This window comes from Nocardia sp. NPDC056564 (assembly GCF_042793755.1).
Taxonomy (GTDB): Bacteria; Actinomycetota; Actinomycetes; order Mycobacteriales; family Mycobacteriaceae; genus Nocardia.
This window is the reverse complement of sequence record NZ_JBHTUR010000009.1, coordinates 53,080-65,832: the sequence shown is the minus strand read 5'-3', so window position 1 is coordinate 65,832 and position 12,753 is coordinate 53,080. Positions and strand designations below refer to the sequence as shown.

Annotated in this window: 8 protein-coding genes; 6 read left to right on the top strand and 2 right to left on the bottom strand. The window is 67.1% G+C overall.

Features of this window, described 5'->3' with window-relative positions:
* Nucleotides 1–238 precede the first annotated feature (238 nt).
* Together ACFQ9K_RS22785 and ACFQ9K_RS22780 are read left to right on the top strand one after the other, a co-directional pair.
* Nucleotides 239–1,180 carry a TauD/TfdA family dioxygenase gene (locus tag ACFQ9K_RS22785; RefSeq protein ID WP_378717134.1) on the top strand — a complete coding sequence of 314 codons (942 nt, stop codon included), beginning with the start codon at nucleotides 239–241 and terminating at the stop codon, nucleotides 1,178–1,180.
* Complete coding sequence (locus ACFQ9K_RS22780) at nucleotides 1,152–2,375, top strand: argininosuccinate synthase domain-containing protein (RefSeq protein WP_378717135.1); 1,224 nt, start codon at nucleotides 1,152–1,154, stop codon at nucleotides 2,373–2,375. The genes ACFQ9K_RS22785 and ACFQ9K_RS22780 overlap by 29 nt, the downstream gene beginning before the upstream one ends.
* Before the next feature lie 53 nt (nucleotides 2,376–2,428).
* Here ACFQ9K_RS22780 and ACFQ9K_RS22775 read toward each other — a convergent pair whose 3' ends face one another.
* Both ACFQ9K_RS22775 and ACFQ9K_RS22770 read right to left on the bottom strand, forming a co-directional pair.
* The gene (locus ACFQ9K_RS22775) at nucleotides 2,429–4,534 is read right to left on the bottom strand and encodes a BTAD domain-containing putative transcriptional regulator (RefSeq protein ID WP_378717137.1); all 2,106 of its coding nucleotides are present in this window, start codon (nucleotides 4,532–4,534) and stop codon (nucleotides 2,429–2,431) included.
* 584 nt (nucleotides 4,535–5,118) lie between these two features.
* Nucleotides 5,119–7,485: an amino acid adenylation domain-containing protein gene (locus ACFQ9K_RS22770; RefSeq protein ID WP_378983546.1), complete on the bottom strand. Its 2,367-nt coding sequence runs from the start codon at nucleotides 7,483–7,485 to the stop codon at nucleotides 5,119–5,121.
* 218 nt (nucleotides 7,486–7,703) lie between these two features.
* On the opposite strand from ACFQ9K_RS22770, the gene ACFQ9K_RS22765 reads away from it, so the two are divergent.
* The 4 genes from ACFQ9K_RS22765 to ACFQ9K_RS22750 are packed head-to-tail and all read left to right on the top strand — an operon-like array spanning nucleotide 7,704 to nucleotide 12,742.
* Nucleotides 7,704–10,313, top strand: a complete 2,610-nt coding sequence (locus ACFQ9K_RS22765) for an amino acid adenylation domain-containing protein (RefSeq protein WP_378720400.1) — start codon at nucleotides 7,704–7,706, stop codon at nucleotides 10,311–10,313.
* On the top strand, nucleotides 10,303–11,193 hold the full coding sequence (locus tag ACFQ9K_RS22760; protein WP_378720399.1) for a chlorinating enzyme: 891 nt from the start codon (nucleotides 10,303–10,305) through the stop codon (nucleotides 11,191–11,193). Before ACFQ9K_RS22765 ends, ACFQ9K_RS22760 begins: the two co-directional genes overlap by 11 nt.
* Entirely contained in the window at nucleotides 11,190–12,056 is an 867-nt protein-coding gene (locus ACFQ9K_RS22755) for an aspartyl/asparaginyl beta-hydroxylase domain-containing protein (RefSeq protein ID WP_378720398.1), read from the top strand. Before ACFQ9K_RS22760 ends, ACFQ9K_RS22755 begins: the two co-directional genes overlap by 4 nt.
* 5 nt (nucleotides 12,057–12,061) lie before the next feature.
* A complete protein-coding gene (locus tag ACFQ9K_RS22750) occupies nucleotides 12,062–12,742 on the top strand; it encodes a TenA family transcriptional regulator (RefSeq protein ID WP_378720397.1) in 681 nt (226 codons plus the stop codon).
* Nucleotides 12,743–12,753: the final 11 nt, after the last annotated feature.

Here is a 12,753-nt window from a genome sequence, read left to right as displayed (position 1 = left end):
CGGACTTACGTTCGCCCACGAATTTGGCAATTTGATATAGCTTGGATCGGACACCACGGATCCCGCACGCCGGAGGAGAGGGAGCCAACAGATGACAAATGCCGCGCGATCCGCGACTCTGTACAAGTCACTCGACAATGTCGCGGTCACGCTGACGAGCAGCGAGCGTGACGTCGCCTTCCGGGAATGTGCGAAGATCTACGAAACCGCGCGGGGCCAATCGCTGGACAGCCCGGCATTGTTGTTCGCGGCCGAAATGCTGGGTGGCAACCTGCCGGAATCCTTGTTGCACACGCTCAGTCGATTCCGTGTGCAGGGGAACGGGCTCGGCGGCCTGCTGATTCGAAACCTGCCGCTGGACAACGAGATTCCGGCGACACCGACCGCCGAGGACATGGCACCCGACTGGCAGGCCTTACCGATATCCACCCTCCTGCAGTTGGCCATCTGCTCGCGCTTGGGCGACGTGATCTCCTACGCCGACGAGAAATCCGGCCGCCTCGTCCAGGACATCGTCCCGATGGCGAGCGCGGAGCAAAGCCAGGAGAACTCCGGCACAGTTCACCTCGATTTGCATACCGAAGACGGCTTTCACCCGCACAAGCCGGACTTGGTGACCCTGCTGTGCCTACGACCCGACCACGATCGAGTGGCGTTCACGCTGCTGGGCAGTATCGGCCCGGTGGTCGCCGCCCTCCCACCCGACCTCCGAGCAGCACTGCACGAGCCATGGTTCCGCATCCGGGTCAGCAGTTCGTTCCGCAAGCACGGCTCGACGGGGTGGTCTCCGTGGTTGCCGGTGGTGCGCGCCGCTGGGAGCGAGTTCGTGCTGGATTTCCATGCGATGGAGCCGCGCACCGAGCTCGCTCGGCAAGCCTTGGCGGAAATGAAGAGGTTGCAGGCCGACTCCCTCTCCGGCGTCGTCCTCGAGGCCGGCGACCTGCTCGTCATCGACAATCGCGGCGCGGTGCACGGACGCACGTTGTTCAAGGCTCGGTACAACGGCACCGACAGATGGCTGCGCCGTTGTCTCGCGGTCACCGACTTGCGTCGTTCCCTGGCCGCGCGCGCCGAGGGATCGCGCGTGTGCAAACCACTCTCGGAGCTGACGAATCCGGCGGCGGCCGAACGACTTTCTGGCAGGAGAACTGATGCTTCATTTCATCACCACCTTGGATGAGTTGGAAAACGCGGCGCCCGAACACATCCTGGTGCTGTACTCGGGCGGCGTGGACGGCAGTTATCTGCTGCAATGGCTCGCGCAACGGAATCTCGAAGCGACGGCACTGCAGGTCGTCATCGGCGACGCCGGCGAAGTGGCGTCGGACCTGGCGAAATCACGTGCCGCGAAGTTCGGGGTGAAGCTGCACACCGTCGACGCCACCAGCGAGTTCTTCGCTGATTTCCTGCCTGCGGCGATCCACGCCGACGCCTACTACCAGGGCCAGTTTCCGGTGAGTTCGACCCTCACCCGCCCCCTGATGGCCAAGGTCGCCGTGCACACGGCCCGGCAGCTCGGATGTGACGCCGTGGCACATACGGCCACCTATATGCAGAACAGCGCGCTTCGGTTGAACGCATCCATCGCCGCCCTGGATCGCAACATCGTTGTTGCCGCGCCCTTCCTCGGTTCGGATGTCGCGCGGCAGCTCAAGTTGCAGGCGCTCGGCGAAGCGGGCCTCGATGTCGACCAGGGAATTCACAGCGTGGACGCCAATCCGTGGGCACGCGTCATCGAAAATGGTTCGCTGGAGAATCCGGAGAACACCCTCGACGAGACCGTATTCACGTGGACCCGTGCCATCGACGATTGCCCCGCGGGCGGGACCGAGATCGATCTGCGCATCACCGGCGGCCTGCCCACCGAACTGGACGGGCAACCGGCCGGACTCGACGAACTGGTGTCGACGCTGAACGAGCTCGGCGGCCTGCACGGCGTCGGACGGTTCAGCGGACTGGAGGACACCGCGTTCGGCGTCAAGAACCATGAGATCCGGGAGGCCCCCGCCGCCACCGTGATCACCACCGCGCACCGCGCTCTGTCCAACGCGGTGTACGGCATGCGCGAGCACGCGGTCCGGGCCACGCTGGCTCGAGAATGGACGAACCTCGTCGTGCACGGCGGCTGGTACGGCCATCTGGCCCAAAGCCTGTCGCGCTGCCTGGCCCAGTTGGACGAACCGCTGACCGGAGCGGTACGGCTACGGCTGCACCGCGGCACCGTCCAGGTGCTACGGCTCCAATCCCCGCACGGGCTGTATTACTCCAGATTCGGCGAAGACTTCCATCGGTGGATGAATGCCTATTCGTACGGCCCATGGCTGCGGCATGCGACACTCACCGATTCGGTGCGCGCCGCGCAGAGCGACCACTGAGGCCGGGAGCACCGAGGTGCCCGTCGCGCAACGGGCACCGCTGACCTCCTGGCCTATGCGCTGAGCGAGCGCCCCCGCTCCGATGAGTCGCCGTGCCGATGTTCCTCGCACCGCGCCGAGGCGACCACCGGTCGCGATCTTGTCCAGCCTGCCGCGGCCAACCGCTCCACCACCACCGCCGGGTCGAGGACAGACGCGGCGTGCCACGAGTGCACGGCGATCGCCTCGGCGTATTCGTCCTTGGTCGTACGTTGTTCGACCAATGCCTGCGCGGCCCGGCCGTGCAGGCGCGCCCGTTCCGTGGTGGACAGCTCCGCGTACAGCACGTCGCGGACGAGGGCGTGGGTGAAATGCAGGATGTCGATCCGTTCGGGATCGGGCTCGAGCAGGTTGGCCCGCACCGCCACCTCCACCTGGTGGTACGTGGACGGGTCGGCGCTGTAGACGGAGCAGAGCATCGACAAGGGGATATCGGTGCCGATGACCGTGCAGCACTGCAGGAGTGCGCGCGTGTCCACGTCGAGTACCGACAGGCGGTGGCGCAGCACTTCGCGCACCCCGAACGGAACATCCTTCAGCAGCAGCCGATCGACCTCCGCCTTGGTCACCGGCGAATGCTGGGCCAGCGACGCGAGCAGTTGGGTGAGGAAGAACGGATTGCCATTCGTCCTGGCGTACAACGCATCTCGCAAGGGTGTCCCGATATCACGTCCGGTGACCGCGGTCGCCAGGGCACCGGCGGCTTCGACGCTGATGCCGCGCAATTGCAGCGTGACCGACGTCGGCTCACTCAACACCGAGCCCAGGGTTTGCCGCAGCGCCGGATTGAAATCGGGTTCGGTGTCGCGCGACGATGCCACGACCAGCAGCGGCCCGTAGCGCACGCGCCCGGCCAGCAGCCGAAACAACTCCAGCGATGGCGGATCGGCCCAATGGAGGTCATCGAGCACGATCACCAGCGGACGTTCGGACGCCAACTCGAGCAGGATCCGGCACACCGCGTCGTGCATCCGGAAACGGGCGTGGGCCGAATGCGTGGGCGGTTCCGAAACCGAACTGTACTCGGGCAAAAGCCCACTCAGCAGCGACGTGGCGCCGGCGGTGGCTCGCCGGAAGGCCGCCGGGCGGATCGCCGCGAGCTGGCGGAGCACCTGTGCCCACACCCAATGCGCGGGGGCGCCGTCGGCTTGCACCGCACTGCCCCACACCACGTCGACCGGCTGGTCGTGCAGGCCGCGGTCCAGCTCGATCAACAAGCAGGTCTTGCCGATTCCCGCTTCGCCGGCGACGACTACCGTCCGGCCGCAACCGTTACGCGCGACGGCGGCGGCGCGCTCGAGCGTGGACCGCTCCTGATCGCGTCCGGCGAGCACCTGCCGGGACGGCGTCCCGCACGTGAGCGCGGCGCGGTCACCTTCGGCGCCCGAACCGGATCGAGCCTGTCCGCCAACTTCTTTCAACACCGGGTGGTGGCGCAGGATCGCGCCGTAGAGGCTCTGCAGCTCGCTGCCCGCGTCGATGCCCAGCTCCTCCGTGAGATGCCGCCGCGTGCGCTCATAGAGCCGGAGCGCATCGGCTTGGCGTCCCGATCGATACAGCGCGAGCATGAGTTGTCGTACCACGGGTTCGTGCAACGGGTGATGGCGCACTTCGTCATCGAGCGCGGCGATCACTGTCTCGTGCCGGCCGAGCGCCATGGCGGCTTCCGCGTGCCCGCTGACCGCGTTCAGCCGGATCTGCTCGAGCCGCGCCGCCTCGTCCGCGGCGAACCGGTAGTCGGCCAAATCGGCGTACGGGGTACCGCGCCATAACTCCAGAGCCCCCGCCAGTTGTTGCTGGGCGATCGCGGAGTAACCCTGCCGCAGCGATTGCTGCCCCAACGCCACCGCGTCTTCGAACCGGCAGGAATCGATACAATGCCGATCGATGAAGAGCCGATAGCCGGGCGGGCAATGTGCTACCGGGTTGCTCTTCCCGGTTCCGGGACGAGCGTCGGTCAAAAGCCTGCGCAATCGGGATATATAAGTCTGCAGGGTGGCGGTCGAGCGATCCGGCGGGGCCTGGCCCCAGATCTCGTCGATGATCCGCTGGGTCGAGATTACGTGTCCGTTATGCACAATCAACAGCGCGAGCACGGCACGCTGCCGAGGCGGACCCATAGCCACCGCATGCGAACCCGTATGCGCCGCGAAATGGCCGAGAACGGTAACATCAAAATCTGCGAAACGACTCATGGTACCCCTATTTCGAGAAGGCCCAATCGAGGCGACAGCAGCTGGGTCATCGCGAAACAGGTACAGTCGACGCCTGCCTACTTTGTGTCGGCAGGAAATCTTCCGGCACAACACCTTTCACGAAACCTGACCCGGCTGCGCACTCGATCGATCACCGGGAATACTCGGTGGATTCAGGCTCAGCGGGCGCGGCGATGTTCGCAGTGGGCGATATGCACAGGTGGGCGGCGAGCGGAACCGGCAGTTCGCCTTCGGCGCACCACCCTCGGTTTTCGGCCATGGACTGCACTCCTCGAGGAAAGATCATCGGCACCCGGGCGCGGAGTTCCTATTCGGCGGTATCCGGGTCGACCTGAGTGATATCGATCGAAAAGAAATCGAGCATCACCATACTCACTCCTCTCTGCAGCCCGGATATCTCGTCCGCGCGGGACATGAACTCCGCGGGACTCTCCGAGACGAATAATTCACAGTACCCACGCACGGATAAGTGTAAAATAATTTACGGATCATGAAATTATGCGGATCGAGTTCGCGACGTCGCGGACGGTGCCGGTGAGCAGTACCGCCACCTCCGGCTGGGCGTGCAGCCGGGTCAGGAACTGCTCGAGCAGCCGGAAGCCGAGCATGGAGTTGCCGCCCAGCTGGGCAAGCGTGTCCAGGACGCTGACCTGGTCGGTTTCCAGCACCCGGCGGTAGATTTCGACCAGTGCTACCTCCAACTCGTCTGCGGGCGGCACGATTTCGCGCTCGCGGTCCACCCGCTCCTGCCAGAGCGCGACCAGCGCACCGACGTCGATCTTGCCGTTGACGTTCGCCGGGATGCGCGATACCGCCACGATGCTCTCGGGTCGCATGTGATCGGCCAGGATGCTGGACAGGTGCTGCCCGATCGCGGTCGCGTCTACCGCTTCGGTCCCGTCCGCGGGCACCACGAACGCGAGCAACCGCACCGGCGCGCCGTGTGCGACGACCGCGCAGTCGGCCACCGCGGGGTGGGCAGCGAGCACCGATTCGATCTCGCCGGGTTCGATGCGCAGTCCGCGGATCTTGATTTGCCGATCGATCCGGCCGAGGTGTTGCAGCACCCCGTCGTGCCGGTATCGAACCAGGTCACCTGTGCGGTAAAGGCGCGAACCGGGCGGCCCGGACGGGTCCGCGACGAACCGTTCCGCCGTGCGGCCCGGCGCGCGCCAATACGCTTGCGCGAGACCGACTTCACCGCCGATGTAGGCCTCGCCGGGTACCCCGACGGGCACCGGCTCGAGCTTGTCGTCCAGGATCGTCAGCCGGAAATTGGTCGCCGGCCGGCCGAGCGGAACCACGAGAGCTCCGGGATCGGGCGCCAGAGGCATGTCGACGACACTGCCTGCCTCGGTGGGCCCATAGCAGTTCAGCAGCGTGACGTGCGGCAAGGTGGCGTGGAAGGTATCGCGGATGCGCGGCGTGACCGGTTCACCGCCGCAGAACGCCCAGCGCAACCCGCGGGCCCGCGCGGCCGAGATCTCCTCCAGAAACGGGCTCATCACCGTCGGCGGCAGGAAAATCGTCGACACCGAGTGGCTTTCGACCAGCCGCGCGAGATGCTCCGGGTCGCGATGCCCGCCGGGACGGCAGATCACCAGGCGCGCACCGTGATAGAGCGGCCAGAAGATTTCCCAGATGGAGACGTCGAACCCGGCCGAGGTCTTGAACAACGCGCAATCACCGGGGGCGAACGGATAACGGCCTTGCAGCCACTGCAGATTCGCCAGCGCGCCGATGGTCGGGTATGCGACGCCCTTCGGTCTGCCGGTGGTGCCGGAGGTGTACAGGATATGGAGCAGGCCTGCCGGATCGGCGTCGACGACCGGATCGGTGCCTGCGCACTCGGCGTAGCCTGGCTCGAACTCGACATCGGTGACCTGCCACGGTCCCTGCGGGATCCGATCCCGGCAGTCGCCGTCGGTCAGCACCTGCGTCGGCGCGGCATCTTCGAGCATGAAAGCCAGCCGGACGTCGGGTAATTCGGCATCGAGGGGCACGTAGGCGGCGCCGGTCTTGACCACCGCGTAGATGGCGATGATCTGGTGGATACCGGGCCGCAGGCAGATGCCGACGCGGGTACCGGGGCCGACGCCGCGGCGAAGCAGCAGGTGCGCCCATCGATTCGCGCGCGTGTTCAGCTCGCGATAGCTCATCGCGGTGCCGAACTCGTCCAGCAGAGCTACCGCATCGGGGGTGCGGGCCGCCTGCTCCTCGAACGGCTCGCTCATGGTGCGGTACCGAATGTCGGGGCGGCGGTGCGGATTCAGGCGGTGCAGGATCCGATCGCGCTCGTCGGCGTCGATCAGCGGCAGCATGGCCATCGGCGCGTCAGGGTCGCGGGCCAGGCCGATGAGCAACTGCACGAACGTCTGGGCCCAGGTCAGCGCGGGCGGTGCGTCGACCGAGCTGGACATGCTCTCCGCGTAGAGCCTGCCGTCCTCGGACACCACGATGGTGGCGTCGACGCGCTGGCCGGTGCCCGGGTCAGGGATCGCGGCGACGTGAGGTTCGCCGGCCCCGCGCAGCGCCGCACGGAAGCTGTCGGCCGGATCGGCCGGGACCGGTGTGATGGCTTCGCGCATACCTCGGATCACGCGGACCCGACGGATGAAACCGGAACCGGACAGCCGGCGCGCCAGCATCGTCGCGCAGATCGACAGTGCCATGAAATCGTTCGTCCCCGCTACCGCCGCCAGCGCGCGCAGCTTGTCCGGCACGTCGGCCGGAACCACCAGTGGACCAACACATTCCGACGGCTCCGTCTCGGTGCCGGTCGCCGGGCGTCGCCGGCGACCGGAGGCGTGGGGCGGCACCTCGATCGGTAGCGCGGCGAGGGAGTCAGATGTCATGGACGCTCCAATGATCCGGGCTGTGGATGCTCAGCGAACAAGGCAGTCACTCCAGATTCCGGCCGTGCTGGCGAAGTTTCCTGTCCCGCATTTACCCGACACGACCCGGTCGGGGTCGCCCATTCACGTGACTGCTCGACTGTCCTTGCCGGAAATTACTGTCGGAGTACGCAATTGGCAGCTACCGAGCCCGGTGGTTCGTGATCGAAAGGCGAGGCATGGAAACCGTGACGCGCTCGGCGGCCGCCGATCCCGAGGCCCCGTTCCCCCTCGATCTGATCCGGGCGCGGGCCCGCGCCGCCGGCGACCGACCGGCGCTGGTCGATGCGGACACGTCACTGACCTACGCCGAGCTGATCGCCAGGGTCGACGGGCTGGCACACCGTCTGCACGCGGCCGGTGTCGCACCGCAGCGACCGGTACCGGTGCTGCTCGGCCGATCCGCCGACACGGTGATCGCCATGCTGGCGGTGCTCGCGGCAGGCGGCGTGTACTGCCCGCTCGACAGCACGGCGCCCGCCGCACGCAACGCGACGATCCTGCGACGCCTCGATTGCCCGGTGGCGGTTACCGATCGCGACGGCGCGCAGCGGCTACCGGCCGATATCACCGCGGTGGACCCGGACGGGCCCGCCCACTCTTTCACCGAGTTGCGCACCGACCCGGACGCACTCGCGTACGTGATGCACACCTCCGGCTCGACCGGCGTTCCCAAGAGCGTCGCGATGACCCGCCGCGGGCTGGCCCGGTTGATCCGCTGGCAACTCGACAGCGGCGAAAACGGACTGCGCACACTCCAATTCACCGCGAACTCGTTCGACGTGACCTTTCAGGAGGTGCTGTCCACCCTCGCCGGTGGCGGTTGCCTGATCGTGGCCTCCGAGCAGGTGCGCCGCGATCCGGTCGCGCTCTTGGATTCGATTGTGCGGCATAAGATCCAACGGCTGTTCCTGCCGTATGTGGCGCTCCAGCTGCTGGCGGTGGCGGCCGGTCGCCTCGACGTGGTCCCCACCTCGTTGCGGCACGTGGTGACGGCCGGCGAACGACTGATCACCACCCCCGCTATCCGCGACCTGTTCACCGGGCTGCCCGAATGCCGGCTGGACAACCATTACGGACCGACCGAGGCCCATCTGGTCACCAGCCTGACCCTGCCCGCCGGACCGGCCGAGTGGCCGGAGGTACCGAGCATCGGTGAGCCGGTGGCGGGGGTGTGCTGCCGGGTGCTGGACGAGCGGCTGCGTGCCTTGCCGGACGGGGCCGTGGGCGAGTTGTACGTGGGCGGAGCCGGTTTGGCCCAGGGGTATCTGCGTGACCCGGCCCGCACCGCGGAACGGTTCGTGGCCAGCCCGTTCGAGGCGGGTCAGCGCCTGTACCGCACCGGCGACCTGGTGCGTGTGTCGGGCGCGGGGCACTACGAGTTCATCGGCCGCGCCGACGGACAACTCAAGGTGCGCGGGTTCCGGGTGGAGCCGGGCGAGGTGGAACACGCGCTGATGCGCCACCCTCGGATCACGGCTGCCGCAGTCGATCTGCGCGAGGTCGCCGACAACGTATCGGTGCTGGTGGCGTACCTACAGACCGATGCCCCGCTCGCCCACCGAGAGCTCACCGAGCACCTGCGGGATCTATTGCCCGCCTACCTGATTCCCGCGCGGTACGTCCAGATCGCGGCGCTGCCGCGGACCACGACCGGCAAGCTCGATCGACGGGCCCTGGCCCAGCTGGCCTTGCCCACCGCGCCAGAAGCCAAGACGCCGAGGACGGCCCCCTCGCTCACCGACATCATCACCGACATCTGGACCCGGGTGCTCGGGCACGACGAATTCGCCCCGGACGACGACTTTTTCGACGTCGGCGGCGACTCGCTGCTGGCCACCTGGGTGGTCACCGAGCTCGGGCAGGTGCTGAACCGGCCCGTCGGGTTGTCGATGTTGCTGGAGGACAGCACGATCGACGATCTGGTCGCCGCGCTGGGCGCCACCGCGGCACCCCGGCCCGCGGACCGGTCCTCGCACATCGTCACGCTCCGTCCCGGCCCGTCCGGCCGCGGCCTCTACTTCGTGCACCCGCTCGGTGGGGAGCTGCTGGCCTACCGCGAGCTGGCGCACCGCTCGACCACGCCGGCCCGGCTGCTCGGTATCGGCTGGACCGGCAGCCCACCGAAGTTCGGCAGCACCCTGACCGATCTCGCCCGGATCCACGTCGAGCAGCTGCGCACGATCGAGCCGGACGGACCGTACTGGCTGGCCGGCTGGTCCTTCGGCGGCGTGCTGGCCTACGAGATGGCCCAGCAACTGCGGGCCGCCGGAGGTGTCGTCGCCTTCCTCGGCCTGTTCGACGCCAATCCGGTCATCGATCCGATCACCGGACTACCGATGGCGCGGACCCCGTTCCTGGAACTGCTCGACACCGTGGCGGCACGGCTGGACGACCCGGCCACCACCGACGCCGAACTGGTCGAGCTGACCTCGGACCAGACCTGGCTCCAGCTGATGGGCGCGCCCATCGCGACCAAGGCGTCGAGCGGGTACCTGCGCACCGTGCTGGACACCGCGCGGGCATGCATGCACGCGGCGATGCGGTACGAGCCGAAGCCCTACCCCGGACCGGTGCACCTGTTCGATGCCGCGGACACCGAACCGCAACGACGCGCCGAGTTGACCGCGGCCATGCGTGAGCTGTGCACCGGGCCGCTCACCGTCATCCCGATCACGGGCGAACACCGGACATTCATCAGTGGAGAACACGTCGCCGAGGCAGCGGCGCAGCTCGACGCTGCGCTGGAACGGGTCGGCGCGGAAGGGAACTCGAACCGTGGAGCTTGACAACGACGCGAAGACATTCGCCGAGCAGGGGTACATCGGGCCGTTCACGCTGTGGGAACCGGAGGAGATGACCGCGTGGTGGAAGACCCAGCGCAAGGCGCTGCTGGACCCGGAGAACAACGCCCGCAAGGTCTTCGACAATCCGGTCAACTATGACCGGCACCTGGACATCTCCGCACTGAGCGAGCTCATCACCGAGCCGGCGATCGTCCGCCGGATGCAGTCGATCATCGGCCCGGACATCCTGTGCTGGCGCACCGAGTTCTTTCCCAAGAATCCCGGCGACTCCGGCACCGGCTGGCACCAGGTGGAGACCTACGCGATCGGTGAGACCGAGGAGGGAATGCTGGAGGCGACCGAGCACTCGCCGGGCGTACCGATGGAGCTGACCTGCTGGGTGGCGTTCACCGAGGCGCAGAAGGACAACGGCTGTATGAAGGTCATCCCCGGCAGTCATCGGCAGTGGCGCTACGACGAGCACGCGCCGATGGCGTGGAACAGTGCCGCCAAGGACAACTCGTTCTTCGGCTACAACTACAACGACATCAAGATCGACAAGGACTGGGACCCGGACCAGCAGGACGTCCGGCACCTGGAGATGCGCGCCGGTCAGTTCTTCATCTTCACCGCGCGCTGCATCCACGGGTCGGCGCCGAACATCAGCCGCCGCCAGCGCATGGGCTTCGCGATCCGCGTGGTGCCCACCCATGTCCGGGTCTACGGCGGGATGAGCGGGTTCGACGAATTCGGCCACCACTTCGATCTGGACAAGCACGGCACGGTGCTGGTGGCGGGCGAGGACCGCTACGGCCTCAACCGGATGGCCCACGAGAACGCTTGGGGCCGGCCGTTCACTCCCGTAGCCGAGGTGACGCGATGAAAACCCAATACGTGGGGACCATTCCGCTGGACGCGGAGCGACTGGCCAAGGATCTCGCGCACGCGGAATCGTTCCGCTACTCCGAGGCCTACAGCGACTACCTCATCGGCGGCCCGTGGAAGAACGCCATGCTGTGGGCCACCGGCGGGGACATCGGCAGCGGTCTGGTCACCACCTACGCCTACGACCAGAAACCGACGTTCACCGAGTACGGCCGACAGCTCCCCTACCTCCAAGAGCTCATCACCGGCATGGCCGATCTGTCCCGGCTCCAGTTCGTCCGGCTGGTGCCGATCTCGGACACCGTGATCATCCCGCACCGCGACTTCCTGGAACTGACCGATCTGCCCGAGGACGCGCGGCCGGCGCATCGGCTGCATATCCCGCTGGTCACCCACGAGAACTGCCTGTTCAGCGAGGACAACGTGGTGTATCGGATGCGGGCGGGCGAGGTCTGGCACTTCGACGCGGCGCAGATCCACTCGGTCGCGTCGCTGTCCAGAACGACGCGGGTCCACCTCATGTTCGACTTCGCCGACCGACCCGGCAGCCGGCCGTTGGTCGACGTGGCGCAGGCCGAGATCGACCACCGGATTCCCACTTCTGCACGGGTTGCGCGACCGCCGTTGCCCGATACCCGCCGGGCCGACCTGTTCCGCCTGGCCGACATCCTGACGATCGACAACGTCCGGGAGGTCTTCGCCATCGTCATCAAGTCTCATTTCCGCTGGGACGGCGGCCCGGACTTCGCCTGGGACACGATGACCGCGCTCGCGCGCGCCTGCCCGGACCCCGCTGTGCTGCCGCACGTCCTGGAACTGCTGCGGTACTTCACCCTCGATCGAACCGACAGCAAGGAGTGACGACCATGACCACGAGACTTTCGATCGGCGACCGGCTCGCGGCCAGCCCGGTGTACCAATCCTTCCGGGATCACCCGTTCTTCGCCTCGGTGGACCGCACCGAGTTCAGCAAGGAGCAGGCCGCCATCCTCATCGAGCAGTGGTGGCATCCGCTGCACTACTTCCCCACCTTCCTGGCCCGCTGTGTGGCGGTGCTGCCGGACATCGCGGCCAAGAGCGCGATCACCCGGATCCTGAACCAGGAGGCCGGCGGTGGTGTGGTGGACCGGGCCCACGAGGTGATCTACGCCGAGTCGATGGCGAAATGCGGATTCGACCGGGATCGGGTCACCGGGACGGCACCGTATCCGGAGACCGCGGCGTTGGTCGACGGATACCGCCGGGCCTCGGAAGCGCCGCAGAGCGCGCTCGGATTCATCTTCGCGACCGAGAACACGGACCTGCTCATGGTGTCCAGCATCGGCAAGGCGATCGAGCGGACCACCGGCAACGCCGACAACGCGTGGGTCGCCATTCACGTGCAGCAGGAACCCGACCACGTCGAGGAGGCCGATCACGCGCTGCTGACCGGCATGACCGTCGAGCAGGAGGACGCCGTGCTCCAGGCGGCCGACGAGATGTGGCAACTCTGGACGGCGTTCTTCGACCGGCTCGCCGCGGCGACCGGCGTCGGAGCAACCAACTGATCGAGGTGTGT